The following is a 25670-nucleotide window of genomic DNA, read 5'->3' as shown; positions in this document are numbered from 1 at the left end:
GCGCCTCGGCATGACGGTTTTGGGCCTACTTTGCTTTACTTCATACCCAGCCAGCGGCGCAGCTCGGGGGTACGGTGGGAGCTGCTGGTGAGCGTAGTGGGCTGGCCTTTCAAATGCAGCACCAGCGTATCGTTGAAGTAAGGCTCCAGCCGCTCGATGGCCGAAAGCTGCACCAGCTCAGTGCGGTTGAGGCGGAAGAAGTGGGCCGGGTCGAGCTGGGCTTCGAGCTGGCTGAGGGTTTCGCTGAGCACGTAGGCCCGGCCCTGGGCGTCGAGGGCGTGCGTGACGCCGTTGCGCAGCTGAAAGTAAGCCAGGTCGGCCACATCGAGCAGGTACAGGCCCTGGCGGGACTTGCTCACGAGGCGCTGCTTGTAGGCCGGAGCCGGCGCGGCCTGGCCCAGCGTGGCGGCCAGCTGCTGCAGTGCCGCCCCCTGAAACGCCTGCCGCAGCCGTTCAAACTTCTGCATGGCGGCGGCAAACTGCGCGTACTGCACCGGCTTGAGTACGTAGGCAATACCGTTCTGCTCGAAGGCCTGCACCAGAAACGAGTCGTAGGCCGTTACGAAGATGACCGGGCTGCTCACCGCCACCTGCCCGAACAGCTGAAACACATTGCCATCCAGCAGCTCAATATCCGACAGAATCAAATCGGGGGCTGGGTGCTGGCGCAGGAAGTCCACGGCCTCACTCACCTGCTGGCACTCTCCCACAATGGTGGCCGTTGGCGCATACTGCAGCGCAAAGCGCCGCAGCTGGTCCAGGGCCGGTTCTTCGTCTTCAATCAGCAGCAGGCGGAGCATAGGTTAGTAGTGAGTAGTGAGTAGTGAGTAGTGAGTAGTGGCTACGCGGATTGATCGGTAAAGCTGGGTAAAATTTGCTGAAGCGGTGAGATTCTGTGGAATCTGAACGTCAAGCAAAAGCGCGGCCGCGGCATTCTGTGTGGTAACACCCGAATAGCTCAAGCCGCTAATCCTAGTCGCGGAAATCCTGCGCTGGCACCGGGGCGCGGCGCACCAGGGGCAGCGTCACGCTGAAGTGCTCGGGGGTGTCGTCGATGCGCACGGGGGTGTCGTGGAGGAGGGCCAGGCGGGCGCGCAGGCCGGCCAGGCCGCTGCCCTCGCCGGGGGCCGGCACGGGGCGGGGCTGGCGGGCGTGGCTCACCTGCAGGGAATCGGCCGTGAGGGTGAGGCGCACGCGCAGCGGCCGGGCGCGGCTGCCCAGGTTGTGCTTAAGGGCATTGGTGAGCAGCTCCTGCCCCACGCCGGGCGGCACCAGCAGGTGCTGCAGCTCGGCGGCGGATACCTGCACATCTTCCTCAAACACGTAGGCCGCCCCGAAGCGCCGCTGCAGCAGAAACTGGTAGTCGCGCAGAAAAGCCAGCTCCTCGGCCACGGGCACGGCGTCCTGCTGGCGGGTGCGCACCAGGTAGCGGTACAGGCTGGCTAGGTGCACCACGTAGTCGTGGGCAGCGGTGTTGGCGGGCTCGATGAGGGCGGCCAGGATATTGAGGTTGTTGAACAGGAAGTGCGGGTCTACGTGCTGCTGCAGGGCCTGCAGGCGGGCCTGGGTGGCCTCCTTCTCCAACCGTTCCACCTCTACCCGCACCTGGGCGGCGTGCTGCTGGTACAGAAACGGCAGATACACGCTGCCCACCAGCAGGTACAGAAACGCATCCGAAGCCAGACTGCGCACCACCGGGTACCAGCCCGCGTAGTTGCCATGCCCGATGTGGGTGAGCTCCAGCACCGCCGTGAGCAGCTGCGTGAGCCCCACGAACAGCAGCGCCCCCCGCCACAGCAGCCCGAAAAAGTACGATGCTTGTCCCGAAGCCCGCCCCCGGCGCACGGCCCGGGCGTGCAGCCGGTCCAGCAGCCCCACAATCAGCAACGCCTGCAGAAACAGCCAGAACGGCGCATCCGGGAACAGGTAGAAGTCCGCCACCGTTGGGGCCATCGTCAGGCGGGTGTACAGCGCCAGCAGCAACGCCAGCCCGAACATGAACAGGTAAAACCAGGGCTTTTTGCGCATGCGTAGCGGATTCGAGCAGCAAGCTACGAGGGTTGCAGTTAGCAAAACATAGCCCGTCATGCTGAGCCCCGCGAAGCATCTCTACCGCAATGCTAACTTCTTTGAGTAGCTCCGGTAGAGATGCTTCGGCAGGCTCAGCATGACGGGCTCTATCAGCAAATGCCCTACAGCTGGCCGGCCATTTTCACTTCTTTGCCGGCTTCATCAAGGAAGCGAAGCACGGGCTGGTTGTTTTTATCGACGCCGATGGTGAGGCGGGTGCGGCCCTGGCTGTCCTTGAAGTCGAGGGTAGATTGGTCGGTGTTGGCTACCAGCATCACGCGGGTGGCCCCGCGCTGGTCGGCCATAATCATGGCGGAGGAGCGGCCGGCGGTAGTGCCCACGTACATGCGGCGCATCAGGCCTAGCTTGCCTTCCTGCACAGCCTTCTGCTTTTCCTCGGGCGTGGCGTTCTGGTACTTCTCCTCCAGGGCCGTCATGGATTCGTCGGGGGCGTCGTTGAAGGTGAGGCCGGCCTTGTAGCCACCACCCTGCTCCTGGTAGTTCAGGGCAATTACCTGGTCCTGCCCAAACCGGTCGAGGGAGAAGTGGCCACCGGCCGAGGGCTTGCCGTCGGGCCCCTTCTCGCCCCCGAAAATCAGGCCGCCGCACTCTTCGCCCTTGTCGTTGTAGAACAGCATGCCGGGATGGTCGCGCTTATAGTCGATGTGCTTGCCGTCGATGGTCACGCCCTGCGGAAACCGCTCCTTGTTGCTCATGATCATCTTCACGGTGCCGTCGCGCTCCACCAGGTTCAGGCGCTCTACTGATAGTTCCCTGAAGTGCACCGGTTTGTCGGGCTTACCGAAGGCGCAGAGCAAGGCCAGCAGCGGCACTACGGTAGCGCCCAGGGCGTAGGCTTTCAGGAATTTTACGTCGCGGGCAAGTTGGTTGGTGTTCATAGCGGTAGCGGGGTTAAGGGGGTGATTGATGCTCCAAAACTGCTGCCTGGCAGGCCCGAATGCAGGTGATTTCGCGCGAGTGCCGGAAAAATCGTGCGAGTGCCGGAAACCGGGGCGCGAGCGGGCCCGGCCCCGGTGCAGCTTCGGGCCGGTTTGTTTATCTTTCTTCGTCACCACCTCCTTTCCCGCCCCCGCATGGACCAGCGCATCATTCGCCTCTTCGACGAGTACACCCACGCCCCCCTATCCCGCAAAGAGTTTCTCGACCGGCTGCTGCAGCTGGCCGGTAGCACGGCCCTGGCCACCGCCGCGCTGGCCGTGCTGGAGCCCGGCTACGCCCGCGCCGCCACCGTATCGGCGGCCGACGACAAGCTGACGGAGGAAACCGTAAGCTGGCCCGGTGCGGCCGGCACCGACATGAAGGGCTACCTGGTGCATCCGCGGGGCAAGAAGAAGCGCGGGGCTGTGGTGGTGATTCACGAAAACCGGGGCCTCACCCCTCACATCAAGGACGTAACCCATCGCGTGGCCCAGGCTGGCTACCTGGCCCTAGGCGTGGATGCCCTGTCGGTATTCGGGGGCACGCCGGCTAACGAGGACGAGGGCCGCACGCTCATCGGCAAGCTGGATAAGCAGCAGAACCTGGAGAATTACCTGGCCGCCCTGCGCTACCTGCGCGCCCGCCCCGACTGCAACGGCAAAACCGGCTGCGTAGGCTTCTGCTGGGGCGGAGCCATGGCCAACAGCCTCGCCACCCACGATACCCAACTGAATGCCGCCGTGGCCTATTACGGCACCCAGCCGCCCGCTGCCGAAGCTGCCAACATCAAGGCCCACCTGCTGCTGCACTACGCCGGCCTCGACGAGCGGGTGAATGCCGGCAAAGATGCCTGGGAAGCCGCCCTGAAAGCGGCCGGCGTGAAGTATGAGCAGTACGTGTACGAGGGCGTGAACCACGCCTTCAACAACGACTCCTCCCCGGCCCGCTACAACGCCGAAGCCGCCCAGCTGGCCTGGAGCCGCACGCTGAAGCTGTTTAAGGAACAGTTAGGGTAATGGAGACCTAACCCACTTAAACAGATGAACAACCTATTTCTGGGCTTGCTACTCATATCTCCTATGCTCTGGGTGGCAACACTGATACTGCTGAGAAACTGGCAGTACTTTCGGCGCGCTATCTGGCTGAATGGGCTGCTGCTAATGAGTTACCTATACGTATTGAGCACACGCCCTCTATCCTACCTTGAGCACGATGAATACGGCTTGGGTAGATTATCTACCATTTTAACCGTTATGGTAGTGCATATTCTACTGGGCTTGCTCATCGTTATTGGTCTTCGCGTCCGGCAGTATTTTACAGATTGAGCAGAGCGCATGACCACGTAGCCCGAACAACTCGGGCAGTACACCCGTCTGTTGCTCCTACTTCGGTCTTTTTTCTTGTTTTTTATCCGCGGCAGCCCACTAGCTTCAAGCTACGTGGGCTGCTTTTTTTGTGCATATACGAACTCCCCAGCGTTGTGCGGTAGGTGTATAATCCTGCCCGGATGATAGGACTTGATGGCGTTGAGCAGCTTGGATTTACCGAAAAAGCCCACCATACTTGAGCGTTTTCGAAGGTTCCCCAAGCCCCGAAACTGGCCGGATAACACCGGACTTTCCCCACTGCTCTTTCGTTCCACCAAATTCCCACACAACCAATGAAACACCAGTTTACCTCCCTCCTGGGAGCCGCGGCTCTGTGCCTGCTTGGCTCCTTCACTGCCCAAGCCCAAACCTACCAGCAGGTCTGGGCCGATGAGTTCAACGGCAGCATCAGCTCCAGCTGGGTGTTTGAAACCGGCGGCGGCGGCTGGGGCAACAACGAGAAGCAGTACTACCAGCGGGCCAACGCCACCGTCACCAGCACCGAGCTGCAGATTACGGCCCGCAAGCAGAGCGTAGGCGGTATGCCTTACACCTCGGCCCGCATGAAAACCCAGGGCCTGAAGGAATTCAAGTACGGCAAGGTAGAGGCCCGCATTAAGATGCCGCTGGGCCAGGGACTGTGGCCGGCGTTCTGGATGCTGGGTGCCAACATCAACACGGTAAGCTGGCCGGCCTGCGGCGAAATTGACGTGATGGAGCACATCAACTCCGAGAACAAGGTGTACGGCACTGTGCACTGGGACAGCAACGGCCACGCCGAGTACGGTGGCAACATCATCACCTCGCCCGAGGCATACCACGTGTATTCCATCGAGTGGGAGCCGACCTACATCCGCTGGTTTGTGGATGGCACCAAGTACCACGAAATCAACATTACCAACGGCACGGGCGGCACTGAGGAGTTTCAGCGGCCTTTCTTCCTGCTGCTGAACCTGGCCGTAGCCGGCAACTGGCCCGGCCAGACGGTAGACGAGAGCAAGCTGCCCGCTACCATGTCGGTGGATTACGTGCGGGTGTACCAGAAAACTACGGCTACCACGGCTACCACCCTGCAGGCCGAAAGCTACAGCAGCATGAACGGCGTGCAGGTAGAAGGCTGCTCCGATACGGGCGGGGGCCAGAACGTGGCCTACATTGACGCTGGCGACTGGATGGCCTATAACAGCGTAAACTTCCCCACCTCGGGCTCCTACCTCATTGAGTACCGCGTGGCCAGCCCCTCGGGCGGCACCCTGTCTTCGGATTTGAACGCGGGTTCCGTTCAGTTGGGCAATACGGCCATTCCGGCTACGGGCGGCTGGCAGAACTGGACTACGGTTTCCCGAACGGTGAATGTAAATGCGGGCACCTACAACTTCGGCGTATTTGCCCAAACCGGGGGATGGAACCTCAACTGGATCCGGATTTCCAAAGCCGGCAGTGCCCGGACCGCCGGCACCTCCACCATTACGGCCACCACGCCCGCCAAAACGGGTGCCTTCGACGTAGCCGTGTACCCCAACCCTCAGGCCGCAGGCTCCGCCCTCACTATTGAGTTGCAGAATGCCGACCTCACCCAACCTACTACCGTGCAGGTACTGGATGTAAGCGGCAAGCAAGTGTGGCAGCACACGGCCTTCGGCAACGCCGTGAAAGTGGACCGCACTCTGCCCAGCGGCGTGTACCTGATTCAGGCCACCAACGCCACCGGCAAAATCACGAAGCAGTTGCTAGTGCAGTAGGTGAATTTGTGAAGAGGTTGTCATTGCGAGCAGCGCGAAGCAATCTGTCCTTCACGAAGCACTAACTTCCGACCTACTCAAAAGCCCCTGACGCAAGTATGGACGTCAGGGGCTTTCTGCTTTTCAGGGCTTTGCGAATCGTAAAGGAAGGATTGCTTCGCGTTGCTCCCAATGACCTCAGCTTCACCGCTACATGCGCTGCTCAGGCTTGGCGGCGGGCAGGGGCTTGCGGGGCAGCTTAGCGTCGCGCATGGCGGCTTGGTACACGAAGGACGCTACTATCACCGAGGCCTGCTTCAGGTCGTCGGCGGGCAGCCGCTCGTAGGTGTCCATGTTGGTATGGTGGGTGCGGGTACCGTAGTCCAGGGGGTCCTGAATGAACTGGAAGCCGGGCAGGCCTACGGCGTCAAACGAGAGGTGGTCGGTGCCGCCGGTGTTGCGCAGCGTAACGGTGGTAGCGCCCATGTCGGCGAAGGGCTGAAGCCACTCCCGGAAAATGGGCGCGGCGGCCTCGTTGCCTTGGGCGTAAATACCGCGGATTTTACCGGCCCCGTTGTCGAGGTTGAAGTAGGCGGCCAGCTTCTCGTGGTCGGGCAGCAGCTTCATGGTGGCGGGGTCGGCGAAGTGGTTTTTCACGTAGCCGCGCGAGCCGAACAGGCCCTGCTCTTCCTCCCCCCACAACGCCACCCGAATGGTACGGCGGGGCTGCACCCCGGCCGTTTTCAGAATACGTACGGCCTCCATCATCACGGCGCAGCCGGCGGCGTTGTCGGTGGCCCCGGTGGCGGCGTGCCAGGAGTCGAGGTGGGCACCCAGCATCACCACTTCGCCTTTCAGCTTCTTATCAGTACCTGGAATTTCGGCTACCACGTTGTAGCCTTTCAGGTCCTGATTCTGAAAGCGGGTGCGGGTTTCCAGCTCAATTTCCACCGGAATGCCGGCTTCGGCGAGGCGGATGAGGCGCAGCTGGTCCTCGGGGGCCATTTCCAGCTCGGGCAGCACGGGCTTGGCGTCCGCCGCGTAAGGGGCACCGTTGCTCGTGAAGAAGGTGCCATCGGACCCGCCGCGGGTGCTCAGGATAGCCGCCGCGCCTTCGCTCAGAATCATGTCCGACATTTTGGTGCGCAGGGCCATCATGGTGCGGCGCTGGGCCATACGCTTCTCCATTTCCGCGTCGTCGGGCTTGGCGGCGGGCGGCTCGGGCTTGAAGTCGGCCATCTTCTGCAGCTCCTCAGCGGTATAGCGCCGGGCATCAGCCTCAAAGCTGGGCTTGGGCGGGTTGGCTACGTCCAGCAGCACAATTTTGTCGCGCAGCTGGCCTTTGTACTTGTCCAGCTCAGCCTCGGTCGTAGCCTTTACCACCACCACCTGCTTTTTCAGCGGGCCGTTGGTGCTGGGCGTCCAGGCTTTGGGAGCCCCAATGAGGGTGTGGTAGTACGGGGCCGTCATGGCTACGTACGACTTCTCAATGTCCCAGCCGCGGCCGAAGGTACCCCAGGGCTCAATGGTGGATTTGCTCAGCCCCCAGGTAGTGAACTGCTTCTGCGTCCACTCGTTGGCGCGGGTCAGGCCGGCTGAGTTAGCCAGGCGGGGGCCGCACACATCCGTCAGGTAAAAGGCCGTTTCCATCACTTTGGAGCGGTTCATACCTTCATCCTTGATTTTGGCCAGCATGGCCGGGTCGGCTTTGGTGCCTTGTTGAGCCAGGGCGGGGGCGGTGAAAGCCAGGCCCCCGGCCAGTGCGAGGAGTTGAAGTTTGTTCATGCGGGGAAGTTGGTTGTTTGAGTGCTTCAGGGCCCTAAAGAACCAGAAAAAACCGCGGCGTTGCGTGCTATTGGCCGGCTTCGTCTTTCAATCGTCTGTTGCGGGTGTACGGCAAGGCCAGCACAGGCTGCGGCGCGCACCTTCGCGCTGCAGCTTTGCTCATGCCGCAGATTCTCATTTTGATATACATTTCATTGCATTGTTGATCTGGGGGCTGCCTACGGACATACTCGGGTAGCGGACCCGTCCTATTCTGACAATCAGTTGACTGCGAGTGCACGTTTTCGCATCTATTAGACCAGTTCTATATTTTACGCATAACTAAGCTTACGCGCCATGGATGTGCTAAAGCGCAACAACGTCAGGATTCTGGGCAACGGGACGCACACGCTGCTGTTTGTAAATGGGTTCGGGTGCGACCAAACCATCTGGCGCTACATCACCCCGGCGTTTTCGGAGCAGTTCCGGCTGGTACTGTACGACCACGTAGGGTCCGGGCTGTCGGATAAGACCGCCTACGAGCCACCCCGTTACGCTTCGCTGGATGGCTACGCCCATGATGTGCTCGACATCTGCCAACAGCTGGGTTTGCGGCAGGTTACGCTGATCGGGCATTCAGTGGGCGCTATGATTGGCATCTTGGCTGCTATCCGGGAGCCGCAGCTTTTCCAGCAACTGCTGTTGCTGTGCCCTTCGCCTTGCTACCTCAACGAAGGCAGCTACCACGGCGGGTTTGCGCGCCGCGACCTGGAGCAGATGCTGGACTTCATGGAGCAGGATTTTGTGGGCTGGGCCGAGTATATCACCCCGTTTATCATGGGTAACCCTGATCGGCCGTCCCTGACCGCGGAGCTGGCCCACAGCTTCTGTCAGAACGACCCCGTTATTGCCCGGCAGTTTGCGCGCGTGACTTTTTTGGGCGACAACCGCGCCGATGTCGCCCAGTGCCAGACGCCTTGCCTGCTGGTACAGTGCGCCGAAGACGTAATTGCTCCGCTGGAAGTAGGCGACTATCTGCAGGCCTGCCTGCCCCATGCCCGGCTCATTACGCTGCCCGTGGCCGGGCATTGCCCCCACGTGAGCGCCCCCACCGAAACGCTGAGTGCCCTGGAGGCTTACATGGCGGCGTGAGGCGAAATGCTGCACCTGGGGTAAAACGAAATCTTTGCGGATATTCAGCCCGTCCGGTTTTCATTCTACTGCTATCCTTCCGTGCCGCTTCGCTTTCTGCTACTCACGTTTCTGTACCTGCTGCCACTTCTCGCCAGCGCCCAGTCCCCCGCCCCCGATAGTAGCTACGCCGCCAAGCTGACGGCTCCCGGGGTCAGAATGATATCCATCGATGGCAAGTACAGGGTCTGGACCCAGAAGGTAGGCACGGGCCGCATTAAGCTACTGGTGCTGCACGGCGGCCCAGGCAACACGCATGAGTATTTCGAGAATTTCCCGCAGTACCTGGCCCGGGAGGGTGTGGAAATTTACTACTACGACCAGCTCAACTCCTACCATTCCGATAAAACCGATGATAAAAGCGTGTGGACCATTCCGCGCTTTGTGGAGGAGGTGGAGCAGGTGCGCCAAGGGCTGGGGCTGGACGCGTTTTATCTGCTGGGCCACTCCTGGGGCGGCATGCTGGCCCTGGAATACGCGGCCAGGCACCCCGAGCATATCAAAGGACTCATTACCTCCAACATCGGTTATAAGGCCGCCGTGTTCAATAAGAACCGCTTCAGCCAGTACGCGGCCATCATTCGGCGGCAGCAGGCGCAGGAAGGCAAGGTCATTGCCGGCCTCGATACGATGGGACTGATGAGCCTTGCGCCTTACATCAGCCCGGCCGTTACCAAGGAGTTTCGCGCCCTGCATATGATGCGCCGGGTGCCGGAGTCGCCCATCTTCACGCGCAGCCAGGCCCACATTACCCGCACCTACGCCGCTACCTTCATGCCTATCATGCTGGCCTGGGACTTTTCTGACCGGCTGGCCACCATCAAGCCCCCCACGCTGGTCGTTGGTGCGCAGCACGATTTTGTGCCGCCAGCCGATATTGCCTACATGAAAAAGCACATTCCGAACTGTCAGGCCTACGTCTGCCCCGACGGCTCGCACTACGCCATGTGGGATGATCCTGAACACTATTTCCCGGCGTTGATCAGGTTCCTGCGGAAAACGGAGCGGAAAGGGTAACTTACGTGCTTTCGGGCTGTACACTAGTTGTGCCATAAGGCAGGCGGCGCAACTCCCGTAGCATTTTACCGGCTTACTCGCTTACTCAAGAAGGCATAACCCCACTCCCACCCTGCTCGTCTAACCGGTTGCCGCTTATCTAGCCGATTACGCATGAGTCTTTGGGAAATTATCAAGCGCCTGCTGCCCTACGTGCGTCCGTACCGGGGGCTGGTGGTGGCCACGCTGCTGCTCACGCTAGTGGGCTCCCTGGCGGCGCAGGTGAACCCGTTTGTACTGCGCTACACCGTGGATACGGTGCAGGATATGCTGGACCGCAACCAGGGCCTCGTGCAGGGAGCCAATCTGCTGATGCTGGTGAGCGGGGTACTGCTGGGCAAGGAAATCATCAACACGCTTATTCAGTTCGGGCAGAAGTTTTACGGCGAGAAAATCCGCATCAACGTGTCCGGCACCCTTTCCCAGGATGCCGTGCACAAGGTGCTCAGCTACCAGCTCGGCTTCTACTCCGACAATGGCAACCAGACCGGCAAGCTCCAGACCCGCATTGACCGGGGCGTGGAAAGCCTGATGAAGCTGGTACAGAACTTTTTCATTGATATTCTGCCGCTATTTGCCAACGCCATTGTGGCCCTGGTGGTCATGTTCACGGCCAACCTGTACGTGGGGCTGGTGGCCGTGGCGGTGCTGCCGGTGTATTTCTGGCTGAGCTACCGCCAGGCCGATAAGCTCAACGGCACCCGCCGGGCCCTGCGCGGGCTGCGGGAAGCTAAAAGCCAGGGCCTCGTGAACCTGATTGATTCGGCGGTGGTCATCAAGAGCTTCGTGCGCGAGGACTACGAGGAGCGGAAGCAGGCTCAGGTGCAGCAAAACCTGCAGGATGCCCAGCTCCAGACCCGCAAAACCAACTTCCTCTACGACGGCCTCAAGACCTTCACCGAGCAGATTGGCGTAGTGTTCATCATCATCCTGACGGCCTATCTGGTGCTGGACCGGCAGATCAGCATCGGGGCCATCATGTTCCACATCCTGCTCTTCAACAACGTCTCGGCCCCCATCCGGCAGCTGCACCGCATTTATGATGAGATGAACGACGCCCTGACCTACGCTGAGGGTTTCTTCGATATTCTGGATGCCCACGACGCCGTGGAGCCCACCGGTCCGCTCCGGCCCGACCACCTGCAGGGTACCTTCGACATCTGCCACGTGGACTTCACCTACCCCAGCGGCACCCAGGCTTTGCACGATGTGTGCCTGACCATTGAAGCCGGCAAAACCACCGCACTGGTGGGCCTGAGCGGGGCCGGCAAGAGCACCATCATCAACCTGCTCTGCAAGTTCTACGCCCCCGACCACGGCCACATGCTGCTCGACGGCCGCCCGCTGGCCGACTACGACACCCACGCTTTGCGCCAGAAAATTGGGTTGGTACTGCAGAAAAACCACATTTTCAAGGGCACCATTGAGGAGAATATCCGCTACGGCGTGATGGACGCCACGCTGGAGCAGATTCAGCACGCGGCCCGGCAGGCGTATTTGCACGAGCAGATCATGGAACTGCCCAAGGGCTACGGGAGCGACGCCCAGCAGCTTTCCGGGGGGCAGCAGCAGCGCATTGCCATTGCCCGGCTGTTCCTGAAAAACCCACCCATCATCTTCCTCGACGAGCCCACCGCCTCCCTCGACGCCATTGCCACCGAGCAGATCAAAAACTCCCTTGACGCCATCAAAAAGGGCCGCACCGTGGTCATCATTTCCCACAGCCTCGCCCAGATTGTGGATTCCGACTGCATTTACGTGATGAAGCAGGGCCGCATGGTGGAAAGCGGCACCCACGAGCACCTCTACGACCTGCGCGGCACCTACCGGGAAATCTTCGACGCCTCCGCCCGCAGCCTCAACATCGAGAAGCTGGCCCGGGTGCTGGTGGAGGATGAGGTAGGCGACACGGCGGGGTGAGGTACGGCTTGTTTGCTATTACCACCTACTATTAGTCATACACGATAAAGACAGCCAATCAAATCCGCTATATTAGTGCTCCACTTGCTGTTAGTTTACTAATGATTCTTCGCTTCTCTCTATTCCTGTTTTTCACATTATCCTGGGTTTCACTTTCATCGTGCGGCAGTTCTGAAAAAGAAGCTGAGCTTATTCTAACAGGTGATTACCAAAGTCAATCTTTTGCTCAGTTAGAGGATTTACAGCTATATTCCAGTGCTGGGCAGATTACTGACCCAGCAGTTATTACTAATTTTTTGAATCATGATATTGGCATCAATATAAGGCAGAAATATGGAGATGGCTTCGTTCAAGGTAAAAATACAGAGGAGTTAAAAGGCCTCTTTTCAATTTCTTTTAGAGAGGAGAAGAAAGCGACTGTTACTTTGCCCTTCCAATCATCCTCCTCAAACCCAATTGAAACACAGATTACTGAAAAAAATAATAAACTTATAATTCTCACTGGCCTCGATTCCATTACTCGGATTACGTCGGTTGAATCGTCAGACAGTTACGGTAGTAACATTAACCTATACAATTCTCAAGGTAAATGCCGTCCCATAAGCACGTCAGGTGGTTATTCAATTATTTGTAAAGCCCCTCCCGTCTTCCCAATTCATCATAACAGCGGTGAGCTAAGTTTACCTCTGTTTTCCTATTTCCTGCGAAATAGCCGCAATGGTACAACCTCATTTTCTTGGGGAAGCAATATATTTGGAGTTTTTAATCGCAGTATTTTGAGTAAAATGCTCCTAGGTGACACGCTGGTCATTCAGAGTAAAAAAGTAGCGTTAGATAAACGCTAATATCTCTAGCAGAAAGCTGTGAGAATGAAACTATATCAATAAAGATGTTAGAAACAAACGAAAAGATAGGTGTACATGCATTACGCCTCTTGAATTTGATTCTATCAAAGCTATGCATACCCCTACGACGAGAGCCGTGTAGCTCACATTTAGGGCGGTGGTTTAAGTGATGGTGCATCGTCGGTTGTGCTCGTCAATGACGAGTTGAAAGCGCACATGGTGCATGGCTAAGCAGCGACTGAACGAACATAATTTAAGCACGAGCACGGCGCACTTTTGCCGTAAGGAGCAATTGATGGCCTCCACAATGCTGGTTTGGCCGTTGCCTTTGAGATGAGCCCGATGGGCTCGCGCCGGCAATACTCCCCCGGTAGGCGTCCCATTCGTCCGTGTGGTACCACATGCCCGGCACCTATGGCGAGTCTCCAACTACCCAGCACCCAGGCTACGATCCGCTTGGTATGACGTTCCACGGCCAGCCATAGCCATGTTTTGCGCCGCTTCCGTCCCACAAACGTCCATAGCTCATCCAGCTCTAACTCCCTCGGCCGGTGCGGCAACGGACAACTCAGGGAACGGTTCTGCGCTTTTTTTTGCCAGTTTAGCCACCGTCATCCGCGCTACGCCCGTCAGGCGCACGATGGCCCACTGTGACACCCGCTCCAGCAGCAGCTTTTCCACCCGAGCGTACTGCGCCGCTTTGCGCGGGGCTGCTGGCTGGAATACCGCTTGATGGCGGCAAGCGGTGCACCGATACTTGGCTTTGCCTTTACTCATGCCATTTTTGCGCAAGGCGTCACTGCCTCATTTGGCACACCGAAGTGTGGTCTGGATCATACGCCTGTGCTACGCAAAAACCACCTTTTAGACCATCACCACAATTCGATGTTAACTCACTCCCATGACCCTCGACCTCTCCGGCATCACCAGCAAAGCTGCCATTCACCAGCTGTTCAAGGAGCAGTTGGGCTTTGAGGACTGGTACGGCCCGAGTTGGGACGCTTTCTGGGATTCCATCGTGGCCATTGTGGAAATGCCGCCCGTGCTCACGCTCACGAACTGGGAGGAATTTGCCCGCTGCTGCCCCCGCGACATGCAGATTCTGCAGCAGGTGGTACGGGACTACAACGAGGAAATGGCCCCGAAGCGGATTGTGCTGGCCTGAACCAACTTACCGCCGCACCAGCAGCAAGCCGCTACTGCGCCGGCCCGGCGGCTGGCTGCCGCTGAGCCGGCACGGTCATGTAGTTGCAACAAGACAAATCCGCCAGTGGGCTGTTATAACGCCTTGCGCCGCGTGTAAGCCGGCAACTTCATTTCCTGAAACTCCCTTTTTATGCAGAATATTGCCCTCGTAGTGGGTGCCAGTGGCATCATTGGCAGCAACCTGGCCCAGGAGCTGCTGACCCACGGTTGGACCACTTACGGTCTGGCCCGCTCCCCGCGCCCGGATGTTGCCGGCCTGCGCCCCGTAGCGGCCGATTTGCTCAGCCCCGACAGCCTACAAACCGCCCTGGCCGATGTAGCGCCCACCCACGTGTTCATCACCAGCTGGATGCGCCAGGATACGGAAGCCGAGAACATCCGCGTCAACAGCCTGATGGTGCGTAACCTGCTCGATGCCTTGGCTCCCAAACATTCGGTGCGGCACGTGGCGCTGGTCACGGGCCTGAAGCACTACCTGGGGCCGTTTGAGGCGTACGTGAGCGGGGGCACCCCGCCACCCACGCCCCTGCGCGAGGAGCAGCCCCGTCTTCCGCTCGATAACTTTTACTACGCCCAGGAAGATGAAGTGTACGCCGCCGCCGCCCGTGATGGGTTTACCTGGAGCATCCACCGGCCCCACACTATTATTGGCAAGGCCGTGGGCAACCTTATGAATCTGGGCACCACCCTGGCCGTGTATGCCAGCATCTGTAAGGAAACCGGCCGCCCCTTCCGCTGGCCCGGCTCCGCGGCCCAGTGGCATGGCCTGTCCGACGTCACGGATGCCCGCATCATTGCCCAGCAGCTACGCTGGGCCGCCACCACCGAGGCCGCCCAAAATCAGGCTTTCAACATTGTGAACGGGGACGTATTCCGCTGGAGCTGGCTGTGGCCGCGCTTGGCCGCCTGGTTTGGGGTGCCGGCCGTGGGCTTCGATGGTACCGTACACCCACTGGAAGCCGAACTTAGCCAAGATGCTGCCGTGTGGCAGGCCATTGCCGAGCGGTACCAGCTACAGGAGCCGGACCTTAACCGCCTCGCTTCTCCCTGGCACACCGACCTGGATCTGGGCCGCCCCATTGAGGTGATGACCGACATGGCCAACAGCCGCAAACGGGGTTTTCGGGAATACCAATCCACCGAGGATTCCTTTTTCGACCTGTTCGGACAGCTCCGGACCGACCGGCTGATTCCGTAGCACGAACGGGGTTATCCGCACTCCGCCCCATTCGGAAAATTTCGTTCCGAAGCGCGAAAGACAAAGTTCGGGCTACTACCGTTTCCGCCTTTTCCGGCCCCCGCCAACGCAACAGCCTGGTGGGGGCCGATGTGCGTCCGGGGCATTGGTAACACTGGCGTAATACACCGGACACATTCAGGTAACAGATAATGCCGCACTTTGCGGTAGCATTATCATTTCATGAAGAAACTGTTAACCATCCTGTTGCTGCTGGCTGCCGGCTGGGCCCACGGCCAGGCCGCCGACTCGGTTTCCTCGGAGCCGGCCCCGGGCAAAAAGTGGTACCAGGCAGTATCGGTGCGGGGCTACGTGCAGGCGCGCTACAACCGGCTGCTGGAAACCAATCCTGACCTTATTTGCGAGCAGTGCGACCGGTCGTGGGGCCGCAACGGGGGCTTTTCCTTGCGGCGGATTCGCATCATCTTCTTCGGCCAGCTACACGAGCGGGTGTACTTCTACATTCAGCCCGATTTTGCCAGCACGCTCAGCGGCAGCTCCTCGTTGAACGCCACCCTCCTGCGCGACGCCTACATTGACCTGGGCCTCGACAAAGCCAGCCAGTTTCGGGTGCGGCTGGGGCAGAGCAAGATTCCGTTCGGATTCGAGAACATGCAGTCGAGTCAGAACCGCCTGGCCCTGGACCGCAGCGACGGCATCAACAGCTCCTTTTCCAACGAGCGGGATTTGGGCGCTTTCCTGTACTGGGCCCCTACGGCCGTGCGGCAGCAGTTCAGCCGTTTGGTGAAGGATGGCCTGAAGGGTTCCGGCGACTACGGCGTAGTGGGCATCGGAGCCTTTAACGGTCAAACGGCCAACCGCCCCGAGCTGAACAACCAGCGCCACGTAGTGGCCCGCATTACGTACCCGTTGAAAGTTGGGAACCAGATAATTGAGCCGGCGGTGCAGGCGTACTCCGGCGAGTACGTAGTGAACCGGGACCAGCTGTCCAGCGGCGTGAAGCACCGCCCCGACCTGCGCTACCCCGACCAGCGCGTGGCGGCTACGTTCGTGCTCTATCCCCAGCCTTTCGGCCTGCAAGCCGAGTATAATGTGGGCCGCGGCCCCGAGTTCAACCCGCGCACCGACAGCATCGAAACCCAGCGCCTGCACGGCGGCTACGTGCTGCTCAACTACCGCCTGCAATACAAAGAGCACCAGTTCTACCCCTTCCTGCGCGCCCAGTACTACGATGGCGGCAAGAAGCACGAGCGGGATGCCCGCAGCTATACCGTGCGCGAGGCCGAGCTGGGCGTGGAGTGGCAGCCCTTCCCCAGCTTCGAGCTGGTGACGATGTACACCCTCTCCAACCGCCGCTTCGAGGATTTCCAGAAGCAAAGCAACCGCCAGCGCGGCGGCCTGCTACGCCTCCAGGCCCAGCTGAATTTTTAAGGTTGGACGGCTCGTCCAAACGCAACAACGCCCGGCCGGTTTGGCTGGGCGTTGTTGTTCAGTATAAATTCAGGCCAGATTACTGCTTGGCGTTGGTTACCAGCTCTACAATCTCCTCCGAGATGCCGGTGGTGCTGAAACCACCGTCGTGCATGAGGTTCTGCATGGTCACGTAGCGGGTCAGGTCCGAGAACAGGCTGATGCAGTAGTCGGCGCAGGCTTCGGCCGGGGCATTGCCCAGGGGCGAAAGGCGGTCGGCGTACTCGTAGAACGCATCAAAGCCGCTGATGCCGGTGCCGGCCGTGGTTTTGGTGGGCGACTGGCTGATGGTGTTCACGCGCACTTTCTTGAGCTTGCCGAGGCGCTGGCCGTAGCTGCGGGCAATGCTTTCGAGCATGGCCTTGGCCTGCGACATGTCAGTATAGTCGAGGAAGGCGCGCTGGGCGGCAATGTAGCTCAAGGCCACGGCCGAGCCCCACTCGTTGAAGGCATCCTGCTTCTCGGCCACAGCCAGCATCTTGTGGAACGACAGCGCCGACACGTCGAGGGTTTTCTGGTACCACTCGTAGTTCAGCTCGCCGTAGTGCTTGCCCTTGCGGATGTTGGCGCTCATACCAATGCTGTGCAGCACGAAATCCAGCTTGCCACCGAGGTGCTCCTGCGCCCCCGAGAATAGCTTCTCTAGGTCCTCCATCGAGGTGGCGTCGGCCGGAATAATGGGCGCGTTGCACTGCTCCGAGAGCTTGTTGATTTCGCCCATGCGCATGGCCAGCGGGGCGTTGGTGAGCACAAAGCGGGCCCCTTCGGCGTGGGCCTTCAGGGCTACTTTCCAAGCAATAGATTCTTCGTTCAGCGCGCCGGAAATGATACCGACTTTGCCCGCAAGCAGGTTTGCCATATGAGGTAAGATGGTGAAATGGTGAAATGGTGAGTTGATGTTCGTTACTCCACTACACCTTTTGAAGTGTTCAGATTAAGTGCCCCAAGTTAGCTATTCATAACTCACTATTTCACCATCTCACCATTTCACCATTTACCCCGCCATTTCTGCGCCACGCAGGGCTAGTAGCTCCCGGGCACTCTGGGTGGCGTGCTGGCTGGGGTTGGCGCCGGAAATCATCTGGGCAATTTCGCGGATGCGCTCCTCCTGGTTCAGTTCCCGGATGCGGCTCACGGTGCGGTCGGCGCGGTCTTCCTTGTACACGAAGTAGTGCGCGTCGCCGGCGGCGGCCATCTGGGGCAGGTGGCTGATGGCAATAAGCTGGTGCTTTTTTGCCATCTGCTGCATCATACGGCCCACTTTCATCGCAATTTCCCCGCTGATGCCGGTGTCAATTTCATCGAATACTATCGTCGGCAAGGCGGTTTTATCGGCCAGCATGTACTTGATGCACAGCATCAGGCGCGAGAATTCCCCACCTGAGGCCGACTTGCTTAGCGTTTGGGGCTGGGCGCCTTTGTTGGCCGTGAACAGGATGCTCACCACATCAATGCCGCTGGCGGCGGGGGCGCTTTCCTGGTGCTGCACCACAATGCGGGAGTGCGGCATACCCAGATCCACCAGCAGTGAGGCCAGTTCTTTTTCGAATTTCGGAAACACTTTGCGGCGGGCTTCGGAGAGGCGGGCCGCCTGCTTGGTAATGGTGGCGAGGCTGGCTTCTACTTCCCGGCGCAGGCGGTTAATCTGCTTATCGAGGTTCAGCACCGAGCCTACCTTATCGCGCAAATCGGCGCGCACGGCCAGCAGGGCCACCACGTCGCGCACCTGGTGCTTGCGCTGCAGGCTGTAGAGCACATTCAGGCGGCTTTGCAGCTCGTCGATGCGGGCCGGGTCGCCTTCGGTACGGCGCTCCACAGCTTCCAGCTCATCTGCTATGTCGTGCAGCTCAATCAGGCAACTGTCCAGGCGCTGCTTCAGCTCCCGCACCGGCTCCGAGTAGGCCGAAATCTGCCCCAGCAGCACGGCCGCATCCTTCAGGGCTCCGGTGGCGCAGTACTCCCCTTCCGAAAGGCCCTGCAGGGCGTGGGTGAGCTTGAACTTGATTTCCTCGGCGTGCTCCAGCTCTTTTACTTCCTGCTCCAGCTCATCCTGCCGCTCATTATCCAAACTGGCGTCTTCCAGCTCATTCAGCAGAAAGCTATGGTAATCCAGTTCCTTATTGGCCTGCGCTACCTGGTCTTCCAGGGTTTTCAGGTCGGCTTCCTGTTTGCGGTATTGGCGGTAGGCGTTGCTGTACTGCCCGCGCATCGGAATCAGCCCGGCGTATAAATCCAGCAGATTCAACTGAAACACCGTATCACCGAGTAGCAGGGTATCGTGCTGGGAGTGGATGTCCATCAGATTAGCCCCGATGTGGCGCAGGGTTTCCAGCGTCACGGGCGTATCGTTGATGAACGCCCGGCTTTTCCCCGCGGGGCTGATTTCCCGCCGCAGAATGCACTGCTGGTCGTAGTCCAGGTCTTCGGCCTGGAAGATATCCTGCAGTTGGTAACTCTGAATATCAAAATGGCCCTCAATCACGCACTTCTTGTTCGTATCGAAGAGCATGCGCGAATCAGCCCGATTGCCCAGCAGCAGGCCAATGGCCCCCAGCATAATCGATTTGCCCGCCCCGGTTTCGCCGGTAATGATGTTGAGCAGCGCCGAGGGGCGCAACTCCAATTTTTCAATTAGAGCGTAGTTCTGAATTCGCAGATCAACCAGCATGGTACACCAAATGAAGGCCGGGACGCCGACCGTAGCTGTCAAAAAAACCTGCTACGGGCCGGTCAGCAAGTGCCGGGTCTAGTAGCTTTAGCAAAGCTACTAGTTCATTTAGTTAAATGCCAATAAAATTTGCTCACTTGATCTTTTCGAACAGCACGCCCTATGGCTGCCGCAGAATGGTCTGGTAGCGGGCCGAGTTGGTGGGGTCCACCTCGGTGAGCAGGGTAGCTACCTGGGTTTTCTGCTGCTGGTCGGGACTGGTGCGGAACACGTTGGAAATTTCCTCGGCCTTGGTGGTAAAAAAGGCTTTGGCCAGCAGGGTACCGGGGCGGCGCTGCACGGCCTGCTGCACCCCTTGCAGAGCAGTAGCCATGTTGGTGCGGGCTTCTTCGGGCTTGGTAATGAAGATATCCATTCCCTGCCGGTAATAGGCGTAAATGGCACTACGGAATGCCTCCAGCTGCGGATCCTGCAGGTTATTCAGCAGCCAGTACCGGTTGCCGTTGTTGGTATCCTTCCAGCCGTCGTCGGCCTCGTTGGTGATGTTCTGGGAAGCCGCATTTACCAGCACCGTCCGGGCCCGGTCATAGTACGGCGAGCCGCTCAGGGGCGAAAAGCTGTCCTGATCCATGCCAATGATAAGATAGGCATAGAAAGTCAGCAACGACGACAGGTTGCCCACAAACGTGGTTTCGGAGTAGTCGATGGGATTCTGGGGCGAGTAATTGAACACCCAGCCCCGGTCGGCGAAGCTCAGCAGGTTGGTTTCGTAGCCGGTGCCGTACACCGGGCGGGTGCTCAGCACGCGTACAGTGGCCTTGTACGTGCCGTTCTGCGGAATTTCGGTGATGCCCACAAACACCTTGCAGCGGATTTTCTCCTCGGGGCGGTACGCCTGGTTGGTGAAAGGCCGGGTGTTCAGAAACTGCTGAATGTCCCGCTTCATGTCCTGCACCAGCTGCCGGTCCGAGATGGTCACGTTTTCCGTGGACACGGTTACTTCGGCCAGCAGCTCCTGGGCCTGGGCCACGGCGGTGCTGCCAGCAACGAGCAACAACAATAGAAAAAGCTTACGCATGCGCTTGGGATGAAAGGCGGGCCAACACGAAACGCACAATATCCTGCGCTACTTCGGTTTTGGCTTTCAACTCGAAGATAGTGCTTTGCCCGTCGGCGGCCAGCAGGGTTACTTTGTTGGTATCGTGGCGGAAACCGGCCCCGGCGTCGCGCAGGGAATTCAGCACCACCACGTCAAAGTTTTTGCGCCGGAGCTTATCGAGGGCGTGGACCTGCTCGTTTTCCGTCTCCAACGCAAAACCCACCGAAAATTGTTCGGGCCGCTTGGTTTTCCCCAGCTCGGCGGCAATATCCACGTTCTTCACCAGTTCCAGGGTGAGGGTTTCGCCGGCCTTCTTGATTTTCTGCTCGGCCACCTGGGCGGGCCGGTAGTCGGCCACAGCGGCGGCAAACACCCACACGTCGGCGGCAGCCGCTTCAGTCATAGCCGCTTCGTACATCTCCTGGGCCGTTTGCACCCGCACCGTCCGGATACGCGCATCGGCCGGATCGGGCAGGTTAGTGGGGCCGCTGACGAGTGTCACTTCAGCCCCTTCGGCCGCGAAGGTTTCAGCCAGGGCGTATCCCATTTTGCCGGTGCTGTGGTTCCCAATGAAGCGTACCGGGTCGAGGGACTCGTAGGTAGGGCCGGCAGTGATGAGGACGCGCATTACGTTGGAGTTATGAGTTAAGAATGATGAGTTATGAGTTGAGTTTTGCGGTCAACAGCGCACTAATTCACACCCGAATTTCATTCTCAGCAAGAGAAAAAGCTTTTACAACTGCTTCATAAAAAACCGCTCCAGCTCACGTACCATCTCCTCGGGTTCCAGCATGCGGCCGGGGCCGCTGAGGCCGCTGGCCAGCTCACCGGCCGGCGAGTCCCACACGGTGGTACCGTCTTCGCGCAGGCGGTGCAGATTGCGCTGGGTGGCCGGGTGCTGGTACATATCCAGGTCCATGGCCGGGGCCACAAACACCGGGCAGCGGGCGGAGAGGTACACGGCATCCAGCAGCGTATCGCAGAGGCCGTTGGCCAGATGAGCCAGCGTATTGGCCGAGGCCGGAGCTACTACCAGCGCATCGGCCCACAAACCCAGGTGCACGTGATTGTGCCACTCGCCGGCCTGCTCATCCTTCAGAAAACCCTGCAAAACCGGATTTTTGGATAGCGTACCCAATGTTAGCGGCGTTACGAAAGCCACGGCCGCGGGCGTCAGAATTACCTGCACCTCGGCCCCGGCCTGCACCAGCAGCCGCACCAGCAGCGCCGATTTGTAGGCGGCAATACTGCCGCTCACGCCCACCAGAATTTTACGTTCCTGCAGCATAGGTTTGGCCAATGGAATATGGGCCACGAAGCCCACAGACAAGGATACACACAAAAACGTCATGCCGAACCAGGCTGGTAACAGCACGGGTTCGGCATGACGCTCACAGAATGCGTATGCGACGCAACGACTAGCCTTTCTGCTCCTCCTCGATGGCGGGCGTCTGGAAGTGCACTTTGCCTTCCAGAAACTCCTCTACGGCCAGGTTGGTGGGCTTGGGCAGCCGCTCGTAATGCTTGCTGATTTCAATTTGCTCACGGTTTTCGAACACCTCTTCCAGGTTGTCCACGGTGGTGGCAAACTCGGCCAGCTTCCCGTTCAGCTCTTCTTTCAGCTTCACGGCAATCTGGTTGGCGCGCTTCGAAATGATGGCAATGCTCTCGTACACGTTGCCGGTTTCGGTGGTGAAATCCGACATGTTGCGGGTTACGATGGAAGCAGGGACGTTATTGGGAGCTTTCATATACAAATGTGCTGAATGTGTTTTGATGTGAGTTCTGTAAAAAATTGGTGGGGAAGCCTATGTGGTGTGGTGAATACAACTACTCACATTCAACCACATTCTGCCCACATTTTTCACATTTAGTTGGCGGCTGTTCCCTCAGTGGGCTTTAGCTTGGCCACGGCGTCGCGCGACTGGTCGTACATCCGCTCGGCGTCTTTCAGATTTTTGCTCTGCGGGAAGGCATCCACAAAGTTCTGGTAGAAGGCAATAGCCTCCAGATACCGTTCCCGCTGCTTTTCCTCCACGCTTTCCGTGGCCAGATCAAACTGGGCGCTAAGCTTCAGGAAAGCGGCCTGCTCCCCATAGCCGGAAGCGGGAAACTGCTGCTGAAACTGCGTAAACGCCGTTACGGCCGACTGGTAGTAGCGCAAATCATAATAGAGGCGGGCACCGCGAAAGGCTTTGTTTTCCAGCTTCTTCTGCAGCTCCTGCGACATGCCGTCGGTTTCGGAGCGGAACTTGCTTTCCGGGAAGCGGTTCAGAAAGTCCTGAATTACTTCCAGCGCCGTGTAGGTGTTGGTCTGGTCGAGCTGAAACTCCGGGGAGTCGCGGAACAAGGATTTGGCCTGCATGAAAGCCGCTTCCTCGGCCTGCGGCGAGTTCGGGTAAGTTTCGTAGAACGTCTTGAAGTAGTAGGCGCTCAGCGTGTAGTTGCGTTGCTGGAAATTGGTATTGGCGAAGTAGAACTGCGCCTTCTCAGCCTCCGGGCGGCCTTTCAGCAGCGGAATCAACTCCTCCAGCAGCGTACCGGCCTTGAAGTAGTCGCCTTTATCGTAGTACTGGATGGCGGCTTCGTACTTCTTGTTCACGTCGGTGCTCTTGAGCAGCTTTTGGTAGCCAGTGCAGGAGCCGAGCAGCAAGGTGCTCACTAACAGAACAAAGAAAGCAGGACGGAAAGACAGCATAAGGACGCAAAGGTAAGAAGAATCGGTGAGGCAAATCAGTTGCCAGTTACAAGTTGTCAGTTGCCAGCGCAGAAACGGAGTTGGTAGCTCTGCATACTGCCCCTCCGCCACTATTTCCTCACCGGCTTAGTTGTGGGTTTAGCGTTGGGAGCGGCTGGCTTTTTCGGCGTGGCTTTCTTGGTGGTCGGCTTCTTTTTGGCCGGTGCGGCTTTTTTGGGCTTAGCGGGCGGCGCGAAGTGCTTACCCAACGTCTGCCGACGGATGGGGCGTTCCTCAGCGCGCCAGCGGAAATCCTTGAGCTTGGCCTCTTCCGGCTTCAGCTCGTTGGGCGGAATAAACTGGGCTTCGGGGTTGGTGAGGAAACTGATGGTATTGAGCTTGCCGTCCTGAAACCGCAGCGCCATGGTGGCGGAGAGGCTTTTGTTGACGCCCGACACGGCCGTGTCACCCTCAAGAGCATAGTAGAGGCTCTCCGCGTTGCCAAGCACATCAATTTTTTTGATGGACTTGTCGCGGAAGTAGGCCACCATGTTGCGGCCCTTCACCTGGTTGAAGTTGAGCAGTGTGTCCTGCCCGATGCTGAACGCGTGCCCGAACAGGCGCATCTGGTCAATCTGGCCCCGGCGCTGCTGAATCTCCATGGAGTCAGCGGTGAGCTGGTTGCCCTTGTTCCAGAGCACCGGGTCGTGGCTGAGGTAGATGACGGAATCCTGCCGGTCGTAGGTGAGCGAGTCGCAGCGGCCCTGCAGGTCCGAGCGGAAGATGCGCACCTTGCGGTAGGCGTAAATCACGCCGGCCTTGTTCTGGGGCGGGCGGCCCTCAATGCTCACCAGCGTATCGGCCGACAGATACAGCGTGTCCTTATCGTTGATGTTGCGCATCACCGGCTGGCTACCGTACACCTTGGCCCGGCCCTGGGCCCGCCAGTACCGCCCCACGTCCCCGCGAATCACGAGGTTATCCTTCTTTGAAGTCATCGACACGCGGCCGGTAGCCACGCCGTACTGCCGGGCTTCGTCGTAGTACAGCTTGTCGCCGCCCAGCAGGTAGTTGGGCGTTTCAATTTTGGCGTTCCGGGCGAAGTTGGAAATCTTGGTAACGGTGTTGTAGTTCCCGTTTTCGGCGTAGAGGTTGCCCTGCTTGCCCTTGATGCGGGTGGGCCCGAAGAAGTAGGCAATCTTGCTGACGGTGTTGTATTGCAGCGTATCCGTGTCGATGGTGTTTTCCTTGGTAATCAGCTTCACGTTGCGTTTGAAGCTGAACACCTTGCTCTGGGTGTTGTAGTAGCCAAACTGGCTGTCGAGCGTGTTTTCGGGGTCCTGGAGGTGGCCGCCGGTGCTGTAATAGGCCAAGTTGTTGTTCAGGTCGTAGTCGAGCAGCTGGGTGGTGAGCGTCATGCGCGGGTCACGCATGGTTACGTTGCCGGTCATGCGGGCCTTGCGGGTGTCGCCGTCGTAGGTTCCCCGGTCGCCGGTAATGGTGATGGTATCGTTCTGAATGATGCGCACGTTGCTAAACGCCTCCAGCGCATTCCGCTCGGTGTACTGATAGGCTGAGTCGCAGTAGAGCAGCGTAGTGCCTTGGCGGAAGCTCACGTTGCCAATCAGCTTCCGGATTTCGACCCCATTAAAGGTACCGCCAATGAGTTGCTGGGTGCCGGGCAGCAGTTCAATACGCTGCCCCTGAACCGGCGCAGGCTGGTTGCCGGGCCGCGCGGCCGGGCGCTGCTGGGCCCAGCTCAGGGCGGGCAGCAACAGCAGCAACAGAAGAAAAAGTGGCTTCGGGAACGACATTTCGGCGCAAAGGTACAGAAGGGCCGTTGCTAACGGTTTTCTTTGTGGAATAGTACGCCATTGTCTGCCAAATCCACCTGTTTCCCTGCCGTGAAAATCTACCTGTTTGGGGCCTCCGGCTCCGGTGTTACCACCCTCGGGCAGGCGCTGGCTGAACGGCTGCAGGTGCCGTATTTCGACGCGGATGATTTCTACTGGGCTCCGGCCGAACAGCCGTTTACGGTGAAACGCCCCCTGCCGGAACGCAACCAACTTCTGGCGGAAGCCCTGGCCCGGCACCCAGCCTGGGTACTGGGTGGGTCCCTGGTGAGTTGGGGGGAACAGTGGCTGCACGCTTTCGACCTGGCTGTATTTCTGTGGCTGCCGCCCAACATTCGGCTGGCCCGGCTGCAACAGCGGGAACAGGAGCGGTACGGGGAGCTGCTACGCACCGATGCGTTTCGGCAGCAGCAGTCGGCCGCTTTCCTGGACTGGGCCGCTACCTACGATACTGGCGGCACCACGAGCCGCAGCCTGGCCATTCACACGGCCTGGATGCAACAGCTTAAGTGCCCCGTGCTGGAATTGCGCGGCGACCTGACTGTGGCGGAGCGCGTGGCCCGCGTGGTGGACGCATTGCCGGCCGCTTAACTTTGTCATTATTTTTCGCAGCCTTCTAGCGCTGC

General features: G+C 59.2%; 23 protein-coding genes. 10 read left to right on the top strand and 13 right to left on the bottom strand.

From position 1 onward, the window contains the following. Positions 1-35 precede the first annotated feature (35 nt). The 3 genes from ACN19L_RS16940 to ACN19L_RS16930 form a co-directional block, all read right to left on the bottom strand. Entirely contained in the window at positions 36-800 is a 765-nt protein-coding gene (locus ACN19L_RS16940; protein WP_426490647.1) for a LytR/AlgR family response regulator transcription factor, read from the bottom strand. Between the two features lie 172 nt (positions 801-972). Continuing rightward, the gene (locus ACN19L_RS16935) at positions 973-2028 is read right to left on the bottom strand and encodes a sensor histidine kinase (protein WP_426490646.1); all 1056 of its coding nucleotides are present in this window, start codon (positions 2026-2028) and stop codon (positions 973-975) included. Between the two features lie 164 nt (positions 2029-2192). Continuing rightward, complete coding sequence (locus ACN19L_RS16930) at positions 2193-2969, bottom strand: hypothetical protein (RefSeq protein WP_426490645.1); 777 nt, start codon at positions 2967-2969, stop codon at positions 2193-2195. Positions 2970-3164: 195 nt separating this feature from the next. Between ACN19L_RS16930 and ACN19L_RS16925 the strand changes: the two genes are divergently transcribed. Next, positions 3165-4025, top strand: a complete 861-nt coding sequence (locus tag ACN19L_RS16925) for a dienelactone hydrolase family protein (RefSeq protein WP_426490644.1) — start codon at positions 3165-3167, stop codon at positions 4023-4025. 644 nt (positions 4026-4669) lie between these two features. Next, a complete protein-coding gene (locus ACN19L_RS16920; RefSeq protein ID WP_426490643.1) occupies positions 4670-6118 on the top strand; it encodes a carbohydrate-binding protein in 1449 nt (482 codons plus the stop codon). Positions 6119-6307: 189 nt separating this feature from the next. Here the strand turns inward: ACN19L_RS16920 and ACN19L_RS16915 are convergent, their stop codons facing one another. Beyond that, positions 6308-7882 (bottom strand): M28 family metallopeptidase, encoded by a 1575-nt coding sequence (locus ACN19L_RS16915; protein ID WP_426490642.1) that lies wholly within the window; start codon positions 7880-7882, stop codon positions 6308-6310. Positions 7883-8218: 336 nt separating this feature from the next. Here ACN19L_RS16915 and ACN19L_RS16910 point away from each other — a divergent pair, with 336 nt between their 5' ends. The 4 genes from ACN19L_RS16910 (at position 8219) to ACN19L_RS16895 (ending at position 12873) form a co-directional block, all read left to right on the top strand. Further along, on the top strand, positions 8219-9013 hold the full coding sequence (locus ACN19L_RS16910; RefSeq protein ID WP_426490641.1) for an alpha/beta fold hydrolase: 795 nt from the start codon (positions 8219-8221) through the stop codon (positions 9011-9013). A gap of 81 nt (positions 9014-9094) precedes the next feature. Further along, on the top strand, positions 9095-10069 hold the full coding sequence (locus ACN19L_RS16905) for a proline iminopeptidase-family hydrolase (RefSeq protein WP_426490640.1): 975 nt from the start codon (positions 9095-9097) through the stop codon (positions 10067-10069). Positions 10070-10222: 153 nt separating this feature from the next. Beyond that, entirely contained in the window at positions 10223-12028 is a 1806-nt protein-coding gene (locus ACN19L_RS16900; protein ID WP_426490639.1) for an ABC transporter ATP-binding protein, read from the top strand. A gap of 101 nt (positions 12029-12129) precedes the next feature. Beyond that, on the top strand, positions 12130-12873 hold the full coding sequence (locus tag ACN19L_RS16895) for a hypothetical protein (RefSeq protein WP_426490638.1): 744 nt from the start codon (positions 12130-12132) through the stop codon (positions 12871-12873). A gap of 227 nt (positions 12874-13100) precedes the next feature. Here ACN19L_RS16895 and ACN19L_RS16890 read toward each other — a convergent pair whose 3' ends face one another. Next, positions 13101-13385 carry a hypothetical protein gene (locus ACN19L_RS16890; RefSeq protein WP_426493596.1) on the bottom strand — a complete coding sequence of 95 codons (285 nt, stop codon included), beginning with the start codon at positions 13383-13385 and terminating at the stop codon, positions 13101-13103. A 389-nt stretch (positions 13386-13774) separates the two neighbouring features. Between ACN19L_RS16890 and ACN19L_RS16885 the strand changes: the two genes are divergently transcribed. The 3 genes from ACN19L_RS16885 (at position 13775) to ACN19L_RS16875 (ending at position 16708) form a co-directional block, all read left to right on the top strand. After that, positions 13775-14038, top strand: a complete 264-nt coding sequence (locus ACN19L_RS16885) for a barstar family protein (protein WP_426490637.1) — start codon at positions 13775-13777, stop codon at positions 14036-14038. A 171-nt stretch (positions 14039-14209) separates the two neighbouring features. Continuing rightward, positions 14210-15277 (top strand): SDR family oxidoreductase, encoded by a 1068-nt coding sequence (locus ACN19L_RS16880; RefSeq protein ID WP_426490636.1) that lies wholly within the window; start codon positions 14210-14212, stop codon positions 15275-15277. Between the two features lie 222 nt (positions 15278-15499). Continuing rightward, complete coding sequence (locus ACN19L_RS16875) at positions 15500-16708, top strand: porin (protein ID WP_426490635.1); 1209 nt, start codon at positions 15500-15502, stop codon at positions 16706-16708. A gap of 79 nt (positions 16709-16787) precedes the next feature. On the opposite strand, the gene ACN19L_RS16870 is transcribed toward ACN19L_RS16875, so the two are convergent. The 8 genes from ACN19L_RS16870 to ACN19L_RS16835 all read right to left on the bottom strand — a co-directional run bounded on the left by ACN19L_RS16870 (position 16788) and on the right by ACN19L_RS16835 (position 25005). After that, complete coding sequence (locus ACN19L_RS16870; protein WP_426490634.1) at positions 16788-17606, bottom strand: enoyl-ACP reductase FabI; 819 nt, start codon at positions 17604-17606, stop codon at positions 16788-16790. A gap of 135 nt (positions 17607-17741) precedes the next feature. Continuing rightward, a complete protein-coding gene (gene recN, locus ACN19L_RS16865; protein ID WP_426490633.1) occupies positions 17742-19415 on the bottom strand; it encodes a DNA repair protein RecN in 1674 nt (557 codons plus the stop codon). Positions 19416-19575: 160 nt separating this feature from the next. Continuing rightward, positions 19576-20493, bottom strand: coding sequence for a DUF4835 family protein (locus ACN19L_RS16860; RefSeq protein ID WP_426490632.1), 918 nt, complete (start codon positions 20491-20493; stop codon positions 19576-19578). Beyond that, positions 20486-21142, bottom strand: coding sequence for a phosphopantothenoylcysteine decarboxylase (locus ACN19L_RS16855; protein WP_426490631.1), 657 nt, complete (start codon positions 21140-21142; stop codon positions 20486-20488). The genes ACN19L_RS16860 and ACN19L_RS16855 overlap by 8 nt, the downstream gene beginning before the upstream one ends. A gap of 105 nt (positions 21143-21247) precedes the next feature. Beyond that, a complete protein-coding gene (locus ACN19L_RS16850) occupies positions 21248-21802 on the bottom strand; it encodes a flavoprotein (protein ID WP_426490630.1) in 555 nt (184 codons plus the stop codon). A gap of 130 nt (positions 21803-21932) precedes the next feature. Then, positions 21933-22265 carry a DNA-directed RNA polymerase subunit omega gene (locus tag ACN19L_RS16845; protein ID WP_426490629.1) on the bottom strand — a complete coding sequence of 111 codons (333 nt, stop codon included), beginning with the start codon at positions 22263-22265 and terminating at the stop codon, positions 21933-21935. Between the two features lie 119 nt (positions 22266-22384). Then, entirely contained in the window at positions 22385-23212 is an 828-nt protein-coding gene (locus ACN19L_RS16840; protein WP_426490628.1) for an outer membrane protein assembly factor BamD, read from the bottom strand. Positions 23213-23322: 110 nt separating this feature from the next. Beyond that, a complete protein-coding gene (locus ACN19L_RS16835; RefSeq protein WP_426490627.1) occupies positions 23323-25005 on the bottom strand; it encodes an OstA-like protein in 1683 nt (560 codons plus the stop codon). A gap of 90 nt (positions 25006-25095) precedes the next feature. Here ACN19L_RS16835 and ACN19L_RS16830 point away from each other — a divergent pair, with 90 nt between their 5' ends. Next, entirely contained in the window at positions 25096-25635 is a 540-nt protein-coding gene (locus ACN19L_RS16830) for a hypothetical protein (RefSeq protein WP_426490626.1), read from the top strand. The last annotated feature ends 35 nt before the right edge of the window (positions 25636-25670 follow it).

The sequence above is a fragment of the Hymenobacter sp. 102 genome (assembly GCF_049949205.1).
Lineage (GTDB): Bacteria > Bacteroidota > Bacteroidia > Cytophagales > Hymenobacteraceae > Hymenobacter.
This window is presented reverse-complemented; position numbering and strand designations above follow the sequence as displayed.